Below are 23023 nucleotides of genomic sequence, written 5' to 3' on the forward strand. Positions count from 1 at the left end.
ATTCATGGGAACACAACAAGGGGAGCACTGCGCAGGCAGTGCTTTTTATTATGATGAAGGAGCAGACATGTTAAAGATTAAAAATTATGTAAGACCTGAGAGTCTGGAAGAAGCGTATGAGCTGAACCAGAAAAAGTCCTCCTGTATTTTAGGAGGAATGTTATGGCTGAAAATGGGAAACAGAAATGTAGGAACAGCCATTGATTTATCAAAGCTGGGACTGAATGAAATTAAAGAAACAGAAGAGGAATTTCAAATCGGGGCAATGACTTCTTTAAGAGAGCTGGAAGTACATAAAGGGCTGGCAGCGTATACAAACGGTGCAATGAAGGAAAGTCTTCGCCATATTGTAGGGGTACAGTTTCGAAATCGTGCTACCGTAGGAGGAAGTATTTTCGGCAGATACGGATTTTCCGATGTGCTCACCATGTTTTTGGCAATGGATACAGAAGTGGAGCTTTACAAAAGAGGCCGTATCTCTTTAAAAGAATTTGCAGCAGAAAAGCCGGACAGAGATATTTTGGTGCGTTTGATTGTAAAGAAAAAGCCTGCTCGCATGGCATATATCAGCCAGAGGAACAGCAGTACCGATTTTCCTGTACTGACCTGTGCAGTTTCCATAGAGGAAGACGGAAATGTAAAAGTGGCAGTGGGAGCTTGCCCTTTCAGAGCAAAACTGGTGGAGGATAAGGAAAATATTTTAAAAGGATTTCTGAGTATGGAAGCTTCAGAAAAAGAAAAGGCAGCCTGCGACTTTGCCCTTTTTGCAAAAGAGCAGGTGAGAACAGCAGGAAATATGAGAGCTTCCAAGGAATACAGAAGTCTTCTTGTTCAGGTTTTGGTAAAAAGAGCGCTGTTAAAAGCAGGAGGGGAAAATGGAAATTAAATTTAAGCTAAACGGAAAAGAAATAAAGGCAGAAGCAGAGGCAGATACCATACTTTTGGATTTTTTAAGAGAACAGGGCTGTTACAGTGTAAAAAGAGGTTGTGAGACAGCAAACTGCGGCTTATGTACGGTTTTGATGAATAAAAAGTCTGTGCTTTCCTGCTCCGTATTGGCGGTACAGGCAGACGGACAGGAAATTGTTACTTTAGAGGGAATGCAGAAGGAAGCCGAAGAATTCGGAGATTTTCTTGCAAATGAAGGCGCAGAGCAGTGCGGATTTTGCAATCCTGGCTTTATTATGAATGTATTTGCCATGTTGGAAGAAATCGAAGAGCCAACAGAAGAAGAAATTTTGGAATATCTGGCAGGAAATCTCTGTCGCTGTTCCGGATTTGTGGGACAGACCAGAAGTATTTTGAAATTTTTGAAATATAAGAAAGGGGGCAAAAAAGAAGCATGAGTTATGTAAATCAATCTGTACAGAAAAAAGATGCAAAGGCGTTGGTTACGGGGCAGCCGGTTTATACAGATGATATCGCTCCGGCGGATTGTCTGATTGTCAAGGTGTTGCGAAGCCCTCACGCACATGCCATGATAGAAGAAATAAAAACAGATACAGCCAAGAAAGTTCCGGGAATTGCCTGTATTCTCACTTATGAGGACGTACCTCAAGAGCGTTTTACCATGGCGGGACAGACTTATCCTGAATTAAGTCCTTATGACCGTTTGATTTTGGATAAGCATTTAAGATTTGTGGGAGATGCCGTAGCCATTGTAGCAGGGGAAAACGAGAAAGCTGTGGACAAGGCTTTAAAACTCATCAAAGTAAAATATGAGATTTTAGAGCCTGTATTGGATTTCCATAAAGCAAAGGACTGCGAAATTCTCATACATCCGGAAGAAAACTGGGAGGCAAAGGTTCCTGTGGGTGCAGACAATCACCGCAATCTCTGTGCATCCGGTGTGGAAAGCAAAGGCGATGTGGAAGCTCTTTTAAAGGAATGTAAATATGTGGTAGAGGGAACGTATCATACAAAAGCAAATCAGCAGGCGATGATGGAAACCTTCCGTGCCTATACGTATTTGGATCATTTTGGCAGATTGAATGTCGTGGCGTCCACACAGGTTCCTTTCCATATAAGAAGAATTTTAGGAAGAGCGCTGGGTATCGGCGCATCTAAGGTAAGAGTAATAAAACCACGTATCGGAGGAGGATTTGGAGCAAAGCAGACTTCTGTGGCAGAGGTATATCCGGCGATTGTGACCTTAAAAACAGGAAAGCCGGCTAAAATGATTTTCTCCCGCTATGAGTCTCAGATTTGTTCCTCTCCCCGTCATGAGATGGAAGTGAAAGTGCGTTTGGGAGCAGATGAAAAGGGCTTGTTAAGAGCCATTGACATTTATACGCTTTCCAATACAGGAGCTTACGGAGAGCATGGACCTACAACCGTAGGTTTATCCGCTCATAAACCGCTGGGCCTGTACCGAAATACACAGGCATATCGCTTTACTTATGATGTAGTATATACAAATCACATGTCAGCAGGAGCGTATCGTGGATACGGTGCAACACAGGGGATTTTTGCGGTAGAGTCAGCCATTGACGAGCTGGCAGAAAAAATTGGCATGAACCCCATTGCTTTTCGAGAGTTAAACGTGTCAAGAGAAGGAGACGCTTTTGTAGGATATGACGGAAGTCCTGTGGTTACAAGCTGTACCTTGGATAAATGTATTGAAAAAGCAAAAGAGATGATAGGCTGGGACAAAAAATATCCCTGCTATGAGACAAAAGACGGAAAAATCCGTGGCGTAGGGGCGGCTCTTGCTATGCAGGGTTCAGCCATTGCAGGCGTTGACGTAGGCGGTGCAACCATTAAGCTGGGAGAGGATGCTTCCTATACCTTAAGCCTTGGAGCTACGGACATGGGAACAGGCTGCGATACCATTCTGGCACAGATGGCGGCTGATATTTTAGAGACAAAGCTGGAAAATATCGTGGTATTCGGTGTTGATACAGATATTTCTCCTTACGACTCCGGCTCCTATGCTTCTGCAACCACCTATGTTACAGGAATGGCAGTGGCAGACGCCTGCAAAGAGCTTCGTGAGAAAATCAAGGAAATCGGAGCAGAGATTTTAGGCGTTCCCGTACAGGAAACAGAATTTGACGGACAGAGAGTTTATACGCTGGATGGAGAAAGAGAAGTTTCCAAAGAGGAGATTGCGGTAAAAGGAACTTGCGGAAATAATCAGTCCCTTCATGTAACAGTCAACCGCTCCTCCAAAATTTCTCCGCCGCCGTTTATGGCAGGTATGGCAGAGGTGGAGATTGATAAAGAGACAGGAAGCATTGAAGTGGTAGACTACGTGGCAGTGGTAGACTGCGGAACACCTGTCAATCCAAATCTTGCCAGAGTACAGACAGAGGGCGGTCTTGCACAGGGGATTGGAATGGCTTTATACGAAGATATCCAGTATAACGAAAAAGGACAGATGCGAAATAATTCCTTTATGCAGTATAAAATTCCATGTCGACAGGATGTAAAGAAAATTCGTGTGGAATTTGCTCCAAGCTATGAAAAATCACATCCGTTCGGGGCAAAATCCATAGGAGAAATCGTTATCAATACTCCGTGTCCGGCTATTGCCAATGCAGTTTACAATGCTGTGGGACTCCGCATAAAAGAAACGCCCATTACTCCTGAGAAAATAGCCATGGGATTATTAGAAAATAAAATTTGACAAAAATTTGACGCTTTTAAAGGTATAATGAGAAATCGCTAAAAAATTATTAGAAACAAGGAGAAGAAGTGATGAATAACCACAAAAGCGAAAAGAAAATCATGTGGTACAGCCTTGCTTTTATGGCCTTTTCAACAGTATGGGGATTTGGAAATGTTATTAACGGCTTTTCTGAATACGGCGGATTAAAAGCAATTGTTTCATGGGCATTAATTTTTGCCATTTATTTTGTACCATATGCGTTAATGGTTGGTGAAATGGGGAGTGCTTTCAAAGAAGCAGGCGGCGGTGTAAGCTCCTGGATTTTGGAAACAATCGGACCTAGAATGGCTTATCTGGCAGGATGGACCTACTGGATTGTGCATATGCCATATATTTCACAGAAGCCAAACGGCGCAGTTATTGCAACAAGCTGGGCAATCTTCAGAGATGCACGTATCAGTCAGATGGATGTAAAGTTAATGGCAGTTATCTGTCTTGCATTATTCCTGTTTGCTGTGTGGGTTGCATCTAAGGGAATTGGCGTTTTAAACAAACTGACATCTCTTGCAGGCTCTACAATGTTTATCATGTCTATTCTTTTCATCATTATGATGATTGCTGCACCTGCAATTACAGGAGCAGACGTAATGGACATTGAATGGTCAGTAGAAACCTTCATGCCTACATTTGACAGTAAGTTCTTCTTGAACCTGTCTATTCTGGTATTTGCTGTAGGCGGATGTGAAAAGATTTCACCTTATGTAAATAAGATGAAAAATCCTGCAAAGGACTTCTCAAGAGGTATGATTACACTTGCCATCATGGTTACTGTATGTGCGGTATTGGGAACAATCTCATTAGGAATGATGTTTGACTCCAACAATATCCCACCGGACCTTATGACAAACGGTGCTTACTATGCATTCCAGAAATTAGGTGAATATTACCATGTGGGTGATTTCTTCGTAGTAGTTTATGCTCTGACAAATTTAATCGGACAGTTTGCAGTTTTAATTCTGTCTATTGATGCGCCTCTGCGTATGCTCTTAGACAGTGCAGATGATAACTATATTCCAAAAGCTATGTTTAAACAGAATAAACACGGCACTTATACAAATGGACATAAATTAGTTATGGTTATCGTATCTTTACTGATTATCGTTCCTGCATTTGGTATTGAAAGTGTAGACGTATTAGTAAAATGGCTTGTAAAAGTAAACTCTGTATGTATGCCTCTGCGTTACCTTTGGGTATTCGTTGCATATATTGCATTGAAGAAAGCAGGAGACAAATTCCATGCAGAATATCGTTTTGTTAAAAATAAAACTGTTGGTATTATCTTTGGTGTATGGTGCTTTGCATTCACAGCATTTGCCTGCATCGGTGGCATTTACTCAGAAGATCCATTCCAGTTAGTAATGAACATTGTAACTCCATTCGTATTAATCGGACTTGGATTTATCATGCCAATTATTGCAAAACGTTCTAAAAACAAATAAGAACAACAGTGCCCGGCTCTGAGGAGTACGGGCACTCTGTATATAAGATAAGGAGGAAAAATATGTATCAGGAAACAGCAAAAGAACTTATTCAGTTTATCGAAAACAGCCCAACTTGTTTTCATGCAGTGGCTTCCATGAAAGAAATGCTGGAAAAAGAAGGTTATACAGAATTAAAAGAAGCTGATAAATGGGAAATTAAAAAGGGCGGAAATTATTATGTGACAAGAAACGACTCCTCTCTGATTGCATTTTCCGTACCGGAAGGAGAAGCAAAAGGCTTCCGCATTATGGCAAGTCACAGCGACTCTCCATGCTTTAAAATTAAAGAAAATCCGGAAATGACAGTGGACAACAAATACGTGAAATTAAACGTAGAGCGTTACGGCGGTATGATTTGTGCTCCTTGGTTTGACCGTCCGCTTTCCGTAGCAGGCCGTGTAATTGTCAAAGAAGACGGAAAGCTGGTGACAAAGCTGGTTGACGTAGACAGAGATTTACTGATGATTCCAAATCTTGCCATTCACATGAACAGAGAAGTAAATGACGGATACAAATACAATGCACAGAAGGATTTACTTCCGTTATTCGGTGATATTGCTGCAAAAGATACCTTCATGAAAACTATTGCCGAAGCAGCAGATGTAAAAGAAGAAAATATCTTAGGCCATGACTTATTCCTCTACAACAGAGAAAAAGGTTCTGTGTGGGGAGCAAATGAAGAATATGTTTCTATCGGAAGATTAGATGATTTGCAGTGTGCATTTTCATCCTTGAAAGGTTTTCTGGCAGGAGAAAAGAAAGAATACATTGCAGTACATTGTGTACTTGACAATGAAGAAGTGGGAAGCGGTACAAAACAGGGTGCGGCGTCTACTTTCTTATATGATGTGCTGGTTCGTGCAAATCAGGCTCTGGGACAGGATTATGAAGATTATTTAAGATATCTTGCCAACAGCTTTATGGTTTCTGCTGACAATGCTCATGCAGTTCATCCAAACTATACAGAAAAGGCAGACCCTGTAAATCGCCCATACTTAAATGAAGGAATTGTAATTAAGCACAGCGCAAATCAGAAATATTGTACAGACGGTGTTTCAGCAGCAATGTTTAAAGATTTATGTAATGAAGCGGAAGTACCTTTCCAGACATTTACAAATCGCTCTGATATTTTAGGCGGCTCTACACTTGGAAATATTTCCAACACAAAGGTTGCTTTAAATGCAGTGGATATCGGACTTCCACAGCTTGCAATGCACTCTCCTTATGAAACAGTGGGAGTAAAAGATACCGAGTATCTGATTAAAGCGGCAACAAAATTATTCTGTTAATGTAAAGAAGCTGTCATTTTAAGTCGCATCGAGAATATCTATACATTTTGCGCTCAGTCTGCGCTCACTTTGAGCTTGTAATCTCAAAGCGTGCTCGACAAATTCGCTAAAAATGTATAGATATCTCTGATTGCTCTTAATGTGACAGCTCTTTCTAAAGTTTATCGTAAGTTTTTTCCTTATTTTCCGGAGCTTTTAAAAGCAAATATTTACGAATTGCAAAGATAACGGCAATAGCGACAACGCCGATAAGTGTTTCTACCATATTAAGGTGTTCGACTACCATTTGCCTTGCAATGGCAAACATTAAAACCTCCAGAAGATTTTCAGCCGTATGCTTTGCCAGCATCTTTACGAATTCTACGCCAATGAGAAGTGTCAGCGCATTTCCCAAAAATTCGGTAAATTGTTCCGGACTGATATCCAAAAGCGGAATACGGATAAAATTATAAAGCATGGGAATAATTAATGTAATAATTACCAGAAGCATTACCGCAGATAAAACGATTTCCGTGTATCTGGATATGGTATAGATAATTTCATTTAGTTTTCGTTTCATGGTTCTCCTTTCATATCGTAATTTTGTTCTTTAAAAATTTGTAACAATTCCATGGTTTTATCATATCATAAATCCCCGAAAAACCGAAGAAAAGATTGAAAAAACGGGAAATAATTTGTAATACAAATTTAAAAAATCCCAACTTCACACTTGCCAAGGAAAAAAAATTATGCTATTATATACAGGAAGTTTGAAAAATGTTTCAGAAATGTTACAGATATTAAAAAAGTAAGTATAAAATTGTTATTGGAGAGGTACATAGAAATATGAAAAAAAGATTAGCATGTCTGTCATTGATTTTTGCTATGGCAGCTACACAAATTCTTCCAGTTTCCGCTGCAAGAAAAGATGATGTACAGGCTCAGAAATCAGAAACTCAGAATAAACTTTCAGAAGCAGAAGCAAGAGCAAATAGTCTTGAAGAGCAGAAGGGCGCTATTATGGGACAGATTAGTTCCTCTGAACAGGAATTAGTAGACGTTCTTTCTCAGATTGATATTCTTGCCGGAGAAATTACAGATAAAGAAGCAGAAATTGAAAAAACAAAAGAAGATCTTGTACAGGCAGAGCAGGAAAGAGACGAACAGTACGAAGCAATGAAGAAAAGAATTCAGTACATGTACGAAAATGGCGGAAGCGATGCTTGGGCACAGATTTTATTAGAGTCTGATAGTATTGCATCTATGTTATCCAAAGTGGAAAACACAGAAAAGATGTATGCTTATGACAGAGCAGAGCTGAAAGAAATGAAAGAAGCTGTTCAGGAAGTTAAAGATTTAGAAACAAAATTAGAAAATGAAAAATCTGAATTAGAAACTGCCAAAGAAGAACAGGAAGGCATGAAAGGCGCTCTTCAGACTAAGATTGACGACTTAAAAGCAAATGCAACTGACTATGAAGCACAGATTGCAAATGTAAAAGCACAGGCTGAACAGTATAAAAACCTGATTGCACAGCAGACAGCAGAGCTTGAACAAATTCAGGCACAGGAAGAAGCGGCAAGAAAAGAACAGGAAAAACAGCAGCAGGCTCAGCAGAATAATAATAACAGTAGTAACAATAACAGCAATAGTAATAAACCATCAAATAATAACAGTAGTAATACAAATAATAATAAACCAAGCAGTAATAAGCCGAGCAATGGTGGAGGAAACTCAAAGCCAGAGAGCCAGAAACCATCATCTAAACCAGAAACAGAGAAACCATCCACACCATCTTATAATGGTTCAACAGGTGCAGCAGTTGTAGCCTATGCAAAACAGTTTATCGGAAATCCTTATGTATACGGCGGAAACAGCTTAACAAATGGTATTGACTGCTCCGGATTTACACAGCAGATTTACGGACACTTCGGATACAGCCTTCCACGTACAAGTGGTGCACAGGCAAGCTCCGGTGTAAGAATTGATTATTCCCAGCATCGTGCAGGAGATTTAATTGTATATCCCGGACATGTGGCAATCCTTACAGGAGACGGCGGAATTGTACATGCTTCCAACAGCGCTCCATATCCAAAGGGTGGTATTAAATATACTGCAAACGCATTATACAGAGATTACATTGCAGTTAGAAGAATTGTTCAGTAATTAATTACATAGTACATATTAGGGAGAAATACCGTTTTTGGTATTTCTCCTTTTCTGTATGGTAAATTTTAGGAGAAAAGTGATGAAAGAAGAAAAGAAAATCTTAATTGTAGAAGATGATACAGATATTAATAATCTGCTTTTTACAGCTCTAAAGAAGCAGGGATACACTGCCACACAGGCGTTTTCCGGAACGGAAGCAAAAATGCTGCTGAAGATGGAAAATTTTGCATTGATATTGTTAGATTTAATGCTGCCGGGCATATCGGGAGAGGAAGTTTTGGAATTTATAAAAGAGCAGGGAAACAGCGCAGTAATTATTTTGACGGCAAAGGACACACTTGACGATAAGGTAAACCTTTTAATTGCGGGAGCGGATGATTATATTACAAAGCCTTTTGAAATACAGGAGGTATTGGCAAGGGTTCAGGTGCAGCTTCGCCGCAGTGTTCAAGAGGGAAACAGCAACGTGCTTTCTCATAAACAAATGGTGCTGGACAGAGAAAAATTTCAGATAAAAGTAGAGGGACAACTGATGGGGAAAATTACAAAGCAGGAATTTTCTATATTAGAACTGTTGTTAAAGCATCCGAAACAGGTATTCAGCAAGGAAGATATCTTTGAATATGCTTGGGAAGAGCCATATATGGGAGAAACAAAAACTTTAGATGTGCACATCAGCAATATTCGGAAAAAGATAAAAGAAGTTACAAAGGAAGAATATATTGAAACAGTATGGGGAATTGGATATCGCTTACAACAGTAAAGAATTATGCCGCTCATACTTTACTCTTTTTTTACTTTTGATTTGCGATTTTTTAGGATTGAAGAGATATGATAAGAGCAGATAAGGAAAGGAGAGACTGTTATGAGTGAATATTTGTTACAAACCAGAGGTCTGACAAAACAATATGGGCGTCATAAAGCAGTGGAAAATGTGGATATCCACGTGAAAAAGGGTGCAATTTATGGATTTATAGGAAGAAACGGAGCAGGAAAGAGTACTTGTCTGAAAATGGTAAGCGGACTTTCACGTCCTACCGCAGGTGAGATTGAATTTTTTGGTTATTCAGGGAAGGAATTGAAAGACCTTCGTTCTAGAATTGGTTGTTTAATTGAGATGCCCGGATTATACGGCAATATGACAGCTTATCAAAATCTGAAAATAAAATGCGAAATGCTGGGAATTAACAAAAAAGGATATGTAGAAGATATCTTGAAAACCGTAGGACTGGAAAAAACAGGAAGAAAAAAAACAAAACATTTTTCACTGGGAATGAAACAGCGTTTAGGCATTGGGCTGGCGCTGGTGGGAGAACCGGATTTGCTGGTTTTAGATGAGCCTATTAACGGCCTTGATCCACAGGGAATTGTGGAAGTTCGGGACACCATACAGAAGCTTCGTGATGAGAGAAATATGACTATTTTAATTTCCAGTCATGTATTAGAGGAGCTTTCAAAGCTGGCAACCCATTACGGAATTATTCATAATGGAAGCTTATTGCAGGAACTCAGTCAGGAAGAATTGATAAAACGCTGCTCCGAACGTATGGAGCTGGAATTGGATTATCCGGAACAGGCGCTTCCTATCTTAGATAAAATGGGATTTACCAACTATCAGGTCATGGACAAGCATCGTATTTATATTTTTGAACGATTGGAAGAAAGCGCTCTTTTAAATATGGAGCTGGCAAAAGCGGGGATTTTCGTAAGAGGAATTGCAATTACCAGTGAAGATTTGGAAAGCTATTTTTTAAACCTGACAGGAGGTGCTCAGCATGCTTAAACTGATTAAAATGGATTTATATCGAATGTTTCATACAAAGGCTTTTTATATTATTTGGATTATTCTTGGGGCAGCTGTTATTTTTTCAACTACGATGTCAAAGGAAGACTATCAATATATGCAAGAGGAAGCGGCAAAGGGACAATTAGAAACCGTGTCAGAGGAAGGAACGCTGAATTTTGGATTAAGTGTTTCGCTACCTACAAAGCCAGAAGAAAAAGTAACAATCTTTGACCAGATTTTTGCCAATATGCAGTCAAAATTTATTGCCCTGTTTCTGGTGATTTTTACTGTATTGTTTTCCACAGCGGATCTTACAAGCGGATATATTAAGAACATTGGAGGACAGGTAAAGGATAGAGGGAGTCTTATTCTTTCAAAGGCGATTGTATTGTTGCTTTATACAGTCTTGACATTATTTTTATACCTTGGTATACAGGCAGTTTGTCAGTACGCAGTATTCGGAGCGTCAAAATGGGGAAATATGGAGATGTTCTGGAGATATTTCGGGACAGAAACGGTTCTTCATTATAGTTTGGTTTTACTTTGCATGGCAATGGCAATTATTTTAAAAAGTAATATGCTTAGTATGACCTTATCTGTCTGTATGTGTCTGAATGTACTTATTTTGGTATACAGTCTTGTAGATAAGGTCTTACATGATATGGGAGTGAAAAACTTCAGCTTTATTGAGCATACAGTCAGCGGAAAGATTTCTCTGCTTTCTATGACGCCGAAGGCTTCTGAATGCGTAAACGCACTGGGAATAGCCGGAGTATTTGGAATTTTGGCGATTTTTCTGACGGTTTTGGTATTTCGAAGGAGAGATATATAGATGAAATTCTGGATTGGAATTTTAATTTTTATTCTTTTATTACAAACTTATTTTTTAGTAAAAATGCAGCGGCAGATAGGGGATATCTGCCGCCAGCTTGCGTTTCTGATGAAACATGACAGTAATATGATGATTACCGCAAATATGAAAACAGGCGGTTTTGAAAAATTAGTAAGTCTGTTAAACGAGTTGTTTCAAATGCGAAGAAAAGAACAACGGGAATTTAAGGAAAAGGAACAGATGATTGCGGATACCTATACAAATTTATCCCATGATATTCGCACGCCCCTGACTTCTCTTAACGGTTATTTTCAGCTCATGGAAAGTGCAAGTGCGGAAGAACAGAAGCATTACATGAAGGTAATACAGGAGAGAATTGAAAGCTTAAAGGAAATGCTGGAAGAATTATTTATGTTTACAAAGCTGAAGAATGACAGCTTTGTTTTAGAATTAAAAACCTGTTGCATCAACCGCATTTTAAAGAATACCATTTTTTCTTATTACGATGACTGGTCAGGGAGGGGGATTTTGCCTGAAATCAGCTTGCCTGAAAAACAGCTTTATATGGAGGGGAACGAAGCCGGATTAAAGCGGGTGCTTCAGAATATTATTAAAAATGGTATGGATCATGGGCAGGAAAAGATAAAGGTGCAGCTTTTTGAAAAAGAAGAAAAGATTTGTCTCTGGATTTGCAATGAGGTGACAAATCCGGAAGAAATCGACGTATCCAAAGTATTTCAGAGATTTTATAAAGCAGATGGGGCAAGGAGTAAAAATTCCAGCGGATTGGGGCTTTCCATTGCACAGGAATTTGTTCTTAGAATGAAGGGGGAAATTCATGCGGAACTTTCCGGAAATGAGTTCTGGGTGAAGGTGAGTTTTCCGCAAAAAAATAGTAATCTATAATTCACGGCTTTATGATATAATCAAAGAGTCAATATCAATGTGAATATTATTACCAGATAATAAACCAATTAATTTCAATGGAACATATAGAAAGATTTCTACGGATTTTAGTTACATTATTGAGGATAGTTAGAAGTTGTTGAGCGAAAGGAGCTTTAACAAAAATGGATAAAAGAAAAATGGAACAAATTCGTCAAAAATATGATTTGGTTATACATATCAACGAGGAAGCAGATGTTGAATTTTGGTATGCAAGAGAGCTTATGAGTTTGCTGGGATATGACCGTTGGGAGAATTTTGACAAAGCGGTTGGTCGTGCAATAGAGTCTTGTAAGACATCGGGAATAGAGGTATCGGATCATTTTCGTGAGGTCACGAAAATGATAACAATAGGTAAAGGTGGAAAAAGAAAAGTTAAAGACTATATGCTTACTCGTTATGCTTGCTATCTTATTGCCCAAAACGGTGATCCTAAAAAGGAAGAAATTGCTTTTGCTCAAAGTTACTTTGCGGTTCAGACAAGAAAGCAAGAGCTTATTGAGGAGCGTATTTCTTTGATAGAAAGAACACAAGCAAGAGGAAGATTAAAAGAAGCGGAAAAGAGATTATCACAAAATATTTATGAGCGTGGTGTTGATGATGCGGGTTTTGGACGTATTCGTTCTAAAGGTGATAGAGCATTATTTGGCGGATATTCTACGCAGGAAATGAAAAGCAAGCTTGGAGTAAAAGAGAACAGACCACTTGCAGATTTTCTTCCTACACTTACCATTGCAGCTAAGAATTTGGCAACTGAAATGACAAATTACAATGTTGAAGAAAAAGACTTACAAGGTGAAAAAGCAATCACGGATGAACATGTTCAAAATAACTCTACAATTAGAGATATGCTTGGTCAAAGAGGAATTAAGCCTGAAAATTTGCCACCGTCAGAAGATATTAAAAAATTGGAAAGAAGAGTTAAATCTCAAGAAAAAAAGCTTGCATCGAAAGCGGGAAAATTGCCGAGTTTAGATGAAAAATTATAACAATTTTTGCAGGGCTTAAAGTGAATGTTTATACTACAAAAGACAAGGTAAAGCTAACGGATTTTTGTCCGTAGGCTTTGCCTTATTTTTTTAAAAATCCGTAGTGTTATAATGGCATTTTGAACATTTGTTAATAAAGTTCACAAAATGTTTTCAAAAAAGATATTGACATAAGTTCAAAACTGGAGTATTTTAAAAGCGCAAAGAAGAAAAAATTCAACGCCATACAAGAGAGGAGGACACCATGGCCAGACCGCAGAAACTCAGATGCATTTGTTCAAAGCCCAAAGTGACAGGTTTAATACCGGAGGGATGTCCGGGAAGTGGAAATATTAACCTCACTTATGACGAATATGAGGTTATTCGCCTTTTGGACTATATAAAACTGACACAGGAGCAATGTGCAGAAAAAATGAACATTTCCCGTCCCACAGTAACCCGCATTTACAACGAGGCAAGACAGAAAATTGCAGATGTGCTGGTAAATGGACAACGGCTGACAATCAGCGGAGGTGACGTTACCGTATGTGAAGAAATGCGTCCGGAATGTGCAGGAAAGAAATATTGTTGTCACAGATAGGAACAAAAAAATGGGAGAGAAGACTATGAAAATATTAATTATAGGTGGTGTTGCTGCGGGAACAAAAACAGCAGCAAAATTAAAAAGAGAAGACAGAAGTGCAGAAGTTACCGTAATCACAAAGGATAGAGATATTTCCTATGCGGGCTGTGGACTTCCTTATTATGTAGGCGGTTTGATTGAAAACCGTGAAGAGCTGATTGTAAATACTCCGGCAAAATATGCAGGACTTACAGGCGTAGAGGTAAAAACAGGAAAAGAAGCCATTGCTCTTTGCGCAGATAAAAAAGAGGTAATTGTAAAAGATGTTGAAACAGGAGCGGAAGAAGCCTACGGTTATGATAAGCTGGTTTTAACAGTAGGCGCTTCTCCTGCAAAGCTACCGATAGAGGGCACAGACCTTTCCGGCGTATTTCAGATGCGCACACCGGATGATGCAGAAAATATTCGTTCCTATGTGGAAGAAAATCAGGTGAAAAAAGCAGTTGTAATCGGAGCGGGCTTTATCGGTCTGGAGGTTGCGGAGAATTTAAAGGCAAAAGGCATTCAGGTGACGGTTATTGATTTTGCATCACAGATTTTACCGAATATTGTGGATGCGGAAGTGGCTGTTTATGCGAAAAAGCATCTGTTAAAAGAAGGTATTCGTGTTATTACAGGTACAAAAGCAGACGCAATCATGGGGAATGACCATGTAACAGGAGTAAAAACATCCGCAGGCTTGTTAAGATGTGAGCTTTTGATTATGGCAGCAGGTATTCGTCCAAATACAGACTTTCTTCAGGACTCCGGTTTGGAGATGTTCAAGGGCACAATTCTTGTAGACAAGACCATGAAAACAAATTTAGAGGATGTCTATGCAGCCGGTGACTGTGTAATGGTTACCAACCGCATTACAGGAAAACCGCAGTGGTCTCCAATGGGCTCTTCTGCAAATCTGGAAGGCAGAACACTGGCACAGGTTTTGACCGGTACAAAAAAAGAATATCCGGGTGTGCTGGGAACAGGCGTTGTAAAATTGCCAAATCTGAATATCGGACGTACCGGTCTTACAGAGGAACAGGCAAAAAATGCCGGATACGATGTTGTGACAGTTGTAGCGCCTACGGATGACAAAGCCCATTATTATCCGGATGCAGGATTTTTCATTACAAAGCTGATTGCAGATAGAGAAAGCCACAAGCTTTTAGGCGTACAGGTGCTGGGAAACGGCGCAGTTGATAAAATGGTAGATATTGCTGTTATGGGTATCAACATGGGAGCAGTTCTGGAAGACTTTGAAAATGCGGATTTTGCTTATGCACCGCCATTTTCTACTGCTATTCATCCATTTGTACAGGCTGTTTACATTTTACTGAATAAGATTAACGGAAATCTTGTGAGCATGACACCGGCAGAATATGCGGCAGGAAAAGCAAAGGATTACAAGGTGGTAGACGTAGGACTTACGCCGTCTATTCGTGGGGCAGTTTATGTAAATCTTTCTCAGGTAAACGGAGAAATCGAAGGTCTGGATAAAGAGGAAAAGCTTCTTCTTGTATGTGCAAAAGGAAAACGTGGATATTTCTTACAGAACAGATTACGCTCTTACGGATATAAAAATACCGTGGTGCTGGAAGGCGCACAATTCTTTAATGACGTAAAAGTACAGCATGCAGAAAATGCCGTATCTCCGGAAGAAGAAACAAGAGTAAAGGCTCTTGGTTTTTTAAGAGATAAAACAACTTTAGACAAATTTAACGGACGTGTTATTACAAGAAACGGAAAAATTACAGCAGACGAAGCCAGAACCATTGCAGAGGCGGCAGAGCTTTTCGGAAGCGGAGAAGTTACCATGACTTCCCGTCTGACAATGGAAATTCAGGGAGTTCCATTTGACAACATTGAGCCCCTGCGTGAATATCTCATGCAGGCAGGACTGGAAACAGGCGGAACAGGTTCTAAGGTTCGTCCGGTAGTTTCCTGTAAAGGTACAACCTGTCAGTATGGATTGATTGATACCTTTGGATTATCAGAGGAAATCCACGAGAGATTTTTCCACGGTTATGCAAATGTGAAGCTTCCTCATAAATTTAAAATTGCAGTCGGCGGATGTCCGAATAACTGTGTAAAACCGGACTTAAATGATTTAGGGATTATCGGACAGAGAATTCCACAGGTAGATATGGAAAAATGCCGTGGATGTAAAATCTGTCGCGTGGAAAAGAATTGTCCAATCAATGTAGCAAAAGTAGTAGACGGAAAAATTGTTATTGATGAAAATTCATGTAATCACTGCGGACGCTGTATCGGAAAATGTCCATTTAACGCTTTTGAAGATTATACAAACGGCTATCGTATTTACATTGGCGGACGCTGGGGCAAGAAGGTTGCACAGGGGCGTTATCTGGAAAAAGTATTTACAGATAAAGAAGAAGTGTTATCTGTTGTAGAAAAGGCAATTCTCTTATTCAGAGAACAGGGAATTACAGGAGAACGCTTTGCAGATACTGTTGCAAGAATTGGATTTGAAAATGTGCAGGAGCAGCTTCTGGGAGATGAGTTATTAAGCAGAAAAGAAGAAAATATCAAGGCTCAAAAACACTTAAAAGGCGGAGCAACCTGCTAATAAGATTTAAAAATTGAGACTATCACATAAAAGGCATATTTCCTTAATGTGATAGTCTTTTATTTGTTCTTATTTAGAAAGACGAAGGAGCTCCTGAAATATGCCTTCATATTCTTCTGAAAAGATGCTGTCTTTATTCCAGATAAAGGTAAAATCGTGCATAACCATGAAATCAGACAATGGAATTTGTTTTAAAATTCCCTGTTGGATTTCCTTTTCTACCGCTGCTTTGTAGAGAAAGGAGATACCACAGTCTTCACACAGCAAAGACACAATAGTGTGAATGTTTTCTACCTCAATAATATGAGGAAAGTCGTAAATGGACATGTTTTTCAAGGCAAGAGTTTTGGTAAGAATGGCTCTTGTACCGGAGCCGTGTTCACGAAGGAGCAGACGTTCCGAGGTCAAGTCCCGTAAGGAAGTGACGGGATTTTGAAAAACATGGTCTTTTGATGCAACAGCAATGTATTCTTCTGACTGAAAAATACGGGTTTGGTAATTATCCCCTTTAAAATATCCCTCTACAATGGCAAAATCAATGAGACCATCGCATAAAAGGGAAAGCAATTTCTGGGTGTTTCCATACCGAATATGAAAATCTGTATCAGGGTGTGCCTGGATAAATTTTGCCAGAGCAGGCACAATGGCGTATTCTCCGATAGTCATAGTCACACCAAAGGTCAAAACTCTTTTTTGTGTCAGACTTTCTTTCATGCGCTTTTTTAAAGTATTTTCATCATTTCTCATAGCTTCTAGGGCCGAGCGGAGAATTTCTCCTGCAGGTGTAAGCAGGAGTTTTTTCTTATCACGGATAAATAAGGGTGAATCGTATTCTTTTTCCAAGTATTTTATATGTTGTGAGACAGCAGGCTGTGTCAGGTTTAATTTCTCAGCAGCATGGGTAAAATTCATATATTCACATACTGTTAAAAAAGTTTCCATTCGAAAATCTAACATAAAGACTACCTCCGAGAAAATAGGAAATTTCTAGTATAATCATAACAAATATTTATGATTATATCAATATTTATAATTTTACAAAATGATAAATATGAAATATAGTAAGGATGTAGAAAAACAGAGAATATGGAGGAGAAAAAATATGTATGATATGATTATTATTGGGGCAGGACCGGCAGGTATCAGTGCAGGAATTTATGCGGTAAGCAGAGGAAAGAAAGCATTGATTTTAGAAAAGAATGAAGTAGGGGGATTAATTGGAAAAGTTTCTACAGTGACACATTATGTAGGTGTATCTCAGGGGGAAACAGGATATATTTTTGCAGAAAAATTAAAAACACAGGCAGAAAATGCAGGTGTAGAAATCAGAAAAGAAGACGTAATCGAAGTAGAATTAAAAGGTGAAATCAAAAAAATTCGGACAACAAATCAAGAATATCAGGCAAAAAAAGTTATTCTTGCCAATGGAACGTCTCCCAGAATGTTAAACATTGAAGGAGAAAAGCAGTTGACAGGAAAGGGTATGCGTATGAACGCTGCAAAGGATGCCGCAAAATATCAGGGGAAAAACGTCTATGTAATCGGCGGAGCTGACGGTGCAGTGAAGGAAGCCTTATATCTGGCAAAATATGCGGCGCAAGTAACCATTATCCACTTTGAAGAAAAGCTGGGATGTATTGCGGAATTTAAGGAAAAAGTTGTAAAAACACCAAATATTAAAGTACGTTTAAATACAAGACTTCACGGAGTATACGGCGTAGAAAGAGTAGAGTCTTTAGAACTCTCCGATGAGAAAACAGGAGCGATTGAGACCATTGCAGCTCCGGGATGCGGGATTTTTGTCTATGCGGGGACAATTCCAAATACGCATTTATATACAGAGTTAAGTTTGGAGAATGGTTTTATACCGGTAGATGAAAATATGGAAACAGAGATTACAGGAGTTTATGCAGTAGGAGATATTCGTGTGAAAAATATTCGTCAGGTATCTACGGCAGTGGCAGATGGAACAATCTCAGCAATTCACGCAGCTATGTAAGGAGGAAAAGGATGAAATTTCTATCAAAAAACGGAAAAGGATTATTATTATGTCTGGGACTGGCAATTCCCTCTTGTATTTTAGGAAAAATGTTTCCTGTTATCGGAGGTCCGGTATTTGCCATTCTCATAGGAATGGTTCTCGCACTTGTAGTGAAAAAGAAAGAGCCATTTGAAGGCGGTGTAAAATTTACTTCGAAAAAAATTCTTCAGTATGCAGTTGTATTATTGGGATTTGGAATGAATTTAGAAGTGGTTATGGAAACAGGAAAGCAATCTCTTCCTATTATAATATGTACCATTACCACTTCACTGGTAATCGCTTTTGTACTTCATCGGGCAATGAACATTCCTGAGAAAATTTCTACGCTGGTGGGAGTAGGCTCATCTATTTGCGGAGGCTCTGCAATCGCAGCAACTGCTCCGGTAATTGATGCAGATGAAGAAGAAGTTGCACAGGCAATTTCCGTTATCTTTCTGTTTAATATTCTGGCGGCGTTGATTTTTCCTGCACTGGGAGCAGCCATAGGATTTTCCACTACATCAGGAGATGCTTTCGGTGTTTTCGCAGGAACTGCGGTAAATGACACATCTTCTGTAACAGCGGCGGCTTCTACATGGGACAGCATGTACCATTTGGGCAGTCAGACTTTAGATAAGGCGGTAACGGTAAAGCTTACCAGAACATTGGCGATTATTCCAATTACCTTAGTATTGGCAGTTCGCCGAGTAAAAAAAGCAGAAAATCAGAACGGAGAAAAGGTATCACTGAAAAAAGTTTTTCCATTCTTTATTCTGTTCTTTATCGGAGCAAGCGTGATTACCACCGTAGCGGTAGCGGCAGGCGTTCCCATTGAAAGCTTTCAGCCTTTAAAAGAGCTTTCCAAGTTCTTTATTGTTATGGCAATGGGGGCTATCGGATTTCATACGGATATTGTAAAGCTGGTAAAAAGCGGCGGAAAACCGATTTTGCTGGGGATGGCATGTTGGGTAGGAATTACGGCAGTTACTCTTACTATGCAGCACTTTATGCACATGTGGTAAAAGATTAAAGTATCTGTTTTATAGCATATAGACAGTTGTACCAATAATCTGAAATAAAATAGGAATTATGACGAAAAAATAAAATTAGATAAAAAAATGTGCTGAAACAAAGGAAAGAATTTTTAGCTATTTAACCAAATAAAGCATGATTTGTTGAAATACATGTGTTAAGATGCTATACTTTTGTTGAAAAAAACGATTTGAGGGGAAAATAGTGAAGAAAAAGGCGCAATATCTACGATTTGTCATAACGTATAATTTAATTTTGTTAATACCGTTTCTTATTATCAATATTTGTACATTTAATTTATTTAAGAAGCATCAATATGAAAAGGTGACAGACGAAGCAAAGATGACTTTTGAAAGGCAAGATGATTTTTTAAAACAGCAGATGTCTGTAATCAGAAACTTTTCAGATGAATGTAGGTTTAATAAGATTTATAATGAACTGTATTGGGATACGCCAAATGTATATTTGGATATAGAAGATGATTTAAAAGAGCAGGAAGATAAAATTCCTTTTGTGGACGGAATTTATTTATATGATAAGGAAAATGAAATTGTTTTGTCTTCAGTAGGCGTATTTTCGGAGGAACTCTTTTTTGATAAGATATGTCAAACTAAAACAGAAATTTTTGAAAGAGCCGAAAAGCTAAGAGGGGAGGTAACTGCCTGTAGAGCAACTGTACAGGGAGAAAATAAAGATGGAATTTTATTTGTCACTGCAATCAGAACGTGGACACCTCAGGGTGAGGAAATAAAATATTTGCTTTTTCCTGTGAGAAATCAGAAAATCAATTTTCAGTTTGCAGAAACAGAAGAAGATAAGATTTTTCTCACCGATCAAGGTAATGTACTTTATACGACAGAAGATTGGAATGAAGAAAGTGATTGGGAAAAGGGCTTAAAAAAAGCACTTTCAGATAAGAATTATTATACATGGCAAAAGGAAATGGAATGCGGATTTAAATATATTCGAATGATTTCAAAGGAAAGAATTACGAATAGCTTGAATATTTATTTGCGAGGTTATGCAATATGGGTATTATGCAGTCTTACCATTGGTGTTATGCTGGCATGCTTCTTTTCGAAGATAAGATATGAGAGTTATAAAAAGCTAATCCTACATAATGAGAAACTGGAAGAAGAAAGAAATGAATTACGAACAGAGAGTTGCTTATATGAGCTTTTGCAAAAAGAGGTACAGCCTCAAGATGAGTTATGGAATAAGTGTCTGGAAAGCAAGATTTATATAAATCGAAAATATAAATTTTTTGTGGTTCTGCCGGATCATATTCCTGAAAATAAAGGGTATTATGAATGGTTTGGTCAGCAAATGAATAAATACAGCATTTCCACAGCATATCAGATTGAAATTGTTGAGGATATGTTAATTTATCTTGTTTGTACAGATGAACCGGCAAGAGAACTGGAAAAGAAGATTGCAACACTGGCGAAAGGAAATGTACAGGTTGGTATAGGGGATTTGACTACTGATGTCAGTAAATTGCGGCAGTCTTATCAGCAGGCAAAGGAAAGACGGAATAAATTGCCTGGAAATAAAGGAAGAAATTCATATCCGGAAAGAGAACTTATGTCTTTGAAGGAAGCAGTTAAAGACGGCGACAGTACAAGGGCAATCTTGTTGCTTGATGAAATCTCAGATTATATGAAAGATACAGATGTCACAATAGTAACGGGTATTTTATGGGATGTATCCCGGATTTTTGGCATTGACAGAAACAAAGTGTTGGGAGAAAAAGGGCGGGCAAATATCGCTATTAATGATTTCTGCAAACAATTTTTAGAAGATATGAAGAAAAAGGTAGAGCTAGCGACTAAGCCTATTCAGGAAAAAGCATCAGGATATAGAAAACGAGATATTGTAGATGTATTGAGTTATGTTCATGAGCATTATTTAGATGATAATTTCAGCGTAAAAGGGATGTCTGCTTATTTTGAAACTTCTGTATCTAATCTAAGCCATTTCTTTAAAAAGAATATGGAGGTTACAATTTCACAGTATGTAGAACAGATTAAGCTGGAAAGAGCAAAAGAAATGTTCAAAGCAGTGATAAGAAAATTTCTGAAATTGCAGAAACTCTGCGTTATGCTAACAGTACAGTATTTATTGAAATGTTTAAAAAGTATGAAGGCGTAACACCGGGGGTATACAGAGATGACAGCGATAAAGAGGAGTAAGGAATTAAGAAAAGTATGGAAAAGAAGCGATATCATGTTTTATTTATTCAAGTAGATCAGTGGGGTGAAAAATTTCTGGATTTTACAGGAAATAATACGATTATGACACCTACAATTCATCAGCTGGCGAGAGATGGAGTGATGTATTCCAATTGCTACAGCACTTGTCCGGTGTGTATACCGGCGCGAAGGAGTCTTATGACCGGATTATTTCCCAAAACGCATAAAGACCGAGTTTATAGTGACAGAATGAAAATGCCTGCAGTTACAACGTTAGCAGAAGCATTTTATCAGGCGGGTTATCATACTATGGCGGTTGGGAAACTTCATGTATATCCTCAAAGAAATCGCATTGGATTTCAAGATGTTGTTTTACAGGAGGAAGGACGATATGAATTTGGAGGACCAGATGATTATCAGATATGGCTGGGAGAAAATGGCTATATAGGACAAGAGTTTCTTCATGGAATGGGAAACAATACTTATTATACGAGAACCTGGCCATTAAGTGAAACTGCCCATCCTACTACATGGGCTACCGGGCAGATGATAAAGCAAATAAAAAGGAGAGATCCGGAAAAACCGGCATTTTTCTATCTTTCCTATACTTTTCCTCATCCACCGCTGGTTCCGCTGTCAGAATATTGGGATATGTATTCTGAACAGGATATACAGGAGCCGGAATACGGAGACTGGGAAGACGAAAGTTTTATTTTTAAAGAATTGACAGAAGCGGCAAGATATTATTCTCATAAAGAGATGATAAGGGCAAAAAGAGCTTATTATGCACAGTGCACCCATATTGATAACCAAATTCGGCTGGTTATCGGAGCGCTGAAGGAGGAAGGTATTTTAGACGATACCATTCTTGTATTTACCAGTGACCATGGTGAAATGCTTTTTGATCATGGTATGGTGGGAAAACGTACTTTTTATGAGAATTCTGCACATATACCTCTAATCTTTTCCGGAAATCCTGTTTCTGAACTGAGAGGCAAAGTAGATGACAGAATTGCCTGCTTGGAAGATATTATGCCAACATTATTAGAATTATGCAAGATTGAAATACCGTCTTCTGTAGAAGGGCAATCCTTATTTGAAAAAGAAAGACGGGATTTTTTATATGGAGAAATCAGTGAGGGATATAGAGCAACACGAATGATTCGTATGGGGAATTATAAATTAATTTATTATCCCTATGGAAATAAAGTACAGATTTTTGATATTCTTCAAGATAAAAATGAATTACACGATTTATCAAAGAAAGAGGAATTTAAAAGTATAAAGGAAGAAATGTTGGCTCGATTATGTGCTTCTTTATATGGAAAAGATAGGAAAGAATGGATAAGGAATGGAAAGCTTGTAGGAGTTGAAGCACCGGCATATAAGGAACGGGGAGATTACACATTTTCTAATCAAAGAGGTTTGCATTGGCCAATATAAAAGGAAAA

General features: G+C 38.7%; 19 protein-coding genes. 17 read left to right on the plus strand and 2 right to left on the minus strand.

Annotation, left to right across the window (positions count from 1 at the left end; genetic code table 11):
* Positions 1–67: 67 nt before the first annotated feature.
* From CGC63_RS02810 to CGC63_RS02830, 5 genes are all read left to right on the plus strand, one after another.
* Positions 68–886: an FAD binding domain-containing protein gene (locus tag CGC63_RS02810; RefSeq protein WP_040351066.1), complete on the plus strand. Its 819-nt coding sequence runs from the start codon at positions 68–70 to the stop codon at positions 884–886.
* Positions 876–1346 carry a (2Fe-2S)-binding protein gene (locus CGC63_RS02815; RefSeq protein WP_004221009.1) on the plus strand — a complete coding sequence of 157 codons (471 nt, stop codon included), beginning with the start codon at positions 876–878 and terminating at the stop codon, positions 1344–1346. The genes CGC63_RS02810 and CGC63_RS02815 overlap by 11 nt, the downstream gene beginning before the upstream one ends.
* On the plus strand, positions 1343–3628 hold the full coding sequence (locus CGC63_RS02820; protein WP_004221008.1) for a xanthine dehydrogenase family protein molybdopterin-binding subunit: 2286 nt from the start codon (positions 1343–1345) through the stop codon (positions 3626–3628). The genes CGC63_RS02815 and CGC63_RS02820 overlap by 4 nt, the downstream gene beginning before the upstream one ends.
* Positions 3629–3699: 71 nt before the next feature.
* Positions 3700–5109 (plus strand): APC family permease, encoded by a 1410-nt coding sequence (locus tag CGC63_RS02825; RefSeq protein WP_004221007.1) that lies wholly within the window; start codon positions 3700–3702, stop codon positions 5107–5109.
* A gap of 62 nt (positions 5110–5171) precedes the next feature.
* Positions 5172–6440 carry a M18 family aminopeptidase gene (locus CGC63_RS02830; protein WP_004221006.1) on the plus strand — a complete coding sequence of 423 codons (1269 nt, stop codon included), beginning with the start codon at positions 5172–5174 and terminating at the stop codon, positions 6438–6440.
* Positions 6441–6594: 154 nt separating this feature from the next.
* On the opposite strand, the gene CGC63_RS02835 is transcribed toward CGC63_RS02830, so the two are convergent.
* Positions 6595–6999: a phosphate-starvation-inducible PsiE family protein gene (locus CGC63_RS02835; RefSeq protein WP_004221004.1), complete on the minus strand. Its 405-nt coding sequence runs from the start codon at positions 6997–6999 to the stop codon at positions 6595–6597.
* A gap of 266 nt (positions 7000–7265) precedes the next feature.
* On the opposite strand from CGC63_RS02835, the gene CGC63_RS02840 reads away from it, so the two are divergent.
* The 8 genes from CGC63_RS02840 to CGC63_RS02875 all read left to right on the plus strand — a co-directional run bounded on the left by CGC63_RS02840 (position 7266) and on the right by CGC63_RS02875 (position 16328).
* Entirely contained in the window at positions 7266–8585 is a 1320-nt protein-coding gene (locus tag CGC63_RS02840) for a C40 family peptidase (RefSeq protein ID WP_004221002.1), read from the plus strand.
* 82 nt (positions 8586–8667) lie between these two features.
* Entirely contained in the window at positions 8668–9351 is a 684-nt protein-coding gene (locus tag CGC63_RS02845) for a response regulator transcription factor (protein ID WP_009247129.1), read from the plus strand.
* 102 nt (positions 9352–9453) lie between these two features.
* Positions 9454–10371 carry an ABC transporter ATP-binding protein gene (locus CGC63_RS02850; protein WP_004220999.1) on the plus strand — a complete coding sequence of 306 codons (918 nt, stop codon included), beginning with the start codon at positions 9454–9456 and terminating at the stop codon, positions 10369–10371.
* Positions 10364–11206, plus strand: coding sequence for a DUF2705 family protein (locus CGC63_RS02855; protein WP_004220996.1), 843 nt, complete (start codon positions 10364–10366; stop codon positions 11204–11206). The genes CGC63_RS02850 and CGC63_RS02855 overlap by 8 nt, the downstream gene beginning before the upstream one ends.
* Positions 11207–12112 carry a sensor histidine kinase gene (locus tag CGC63_RS02860; RefSeq protein ID WP_004220993.1) on the plus strand — a complete coding sequence of 302 codons (906 nt, stop codon included), beginning with the start codon at positions 11207–11209 and terminating at the stop codon, positions 12110–12112. It abuts the gene before it with no gap.
* A 164-nt stretch (positions 12113–12276) separates the two neighbouring features.
* Positions 12277–13140, plus strand: a complete 864-nt coding sequence (gene dinD, locus CGC63_RS02865) for a DNA damage-inducible protein D (protein ID WP_004220991.1) — start codon at positions 12277–12279, stop codon at positions 13138–13140.
* Positions 13141–13384: 244 nt separating this feature from the next.
* A complete protein-coding gene (locus CGC63_RS02870) occupies positions 13385–13720 on the plus strand; it encodes a DUF134 domain-containing protein (protein WP_004220988.1) in 336 nt (111 codons plus the stop codon).
* Positions 13721–13745: 25 nt separating this feature from the next.
* Positions 13746–16328, plus strand: a complete 2583-nt coding sequence (locus tag CGC63_RS02875; RefSeq protein WP_022239228.1) for an FAD-dependent oxidoreductase — start codon at positions 13746–13748, stop codon at positions 16326–16328.
* A 69-nt stretch (positions 16329–16397) separates the two neighbouring features.
* On the opposite strand, the gene CGC63_RS02880 is transcribed toward CGC63_RS02875, so the two are convergent.
* Positions 16398–17285, minus strand: a complete 888-nt coding sequence (locus CGC63_RS02880) for a LysR family transcriptional regulator (RefSeq protein ID WP_004220985.1) — start codon at positions 17283–17285, stop codon at positions 16398–16400.
* Positions 17286–17430: 145 nt separating this feature from the next.
* Here CGC63_RS02880 and CGC63_RS02885 point away from each other — a divergent pair, with 145 nt between their 5' ends.
* The 4 genes from CGC63_RS02885 to CGC63_RS02900 all read left to right on the plus strand — a co-directional run bounded on the left by CGC63_RS02885 (position 17431) and on the right by CGC63_RS02900 (position 23015).
* Positions 17431–18327, plus strand: coding sequence for an NAD(P)/FAD-dependent oxidoreductase (locus CGC63_RS02885; protein ID WP_040351022.1), 897 nt, complete (start codon positions 17431–17433; stop codon positions 18325–18327).
* An 11-nt stretch (positions 18328–18338) separates the two neighbouring features.
* A complete protein-coding gene (locus CGC63_RS02890) occupies positions 18339–19370 on the plus strand; it encodes a YeiH family protein (protein ID WP_004220982.1) in 1032 nt (343 codons plus the stop codon).
* A 2103-nt stretch (positions 19371–21473) separates the two neighbouring features.
* Positions 21474–21572 (plus strand): helix-turn-helix transcriptional regulator, encoded by a 99-nt coding sequence (locus CGC63_RS16050; protein ID WP_412693779.1) that lies wholly within the window; start codon positions 21474–21476, stop codon positions 21570–21572.
* Positions 21573–21587: 15 nt separating this feature from the next.
* Entirely contained in the window at positions 21588–23015 is a 1428-nt protein-coding gene (locus CGC63_RS02900; RefSeq protein WP_004220979.1) for a sulfatase-like hydrolase/transferase, read from the plus strand.
* Positions 23016–23023 lie beyond the last annotated feature (8 nt).

Source organism: Blautia hansenii DSM 20583, from assembly GCF_002222595.2.
Lineage (GTDB): Bacteria > Bacillota > Clostridia > Lachnospirales > Lachnospiraceae > Blautia > Blautia hansenii.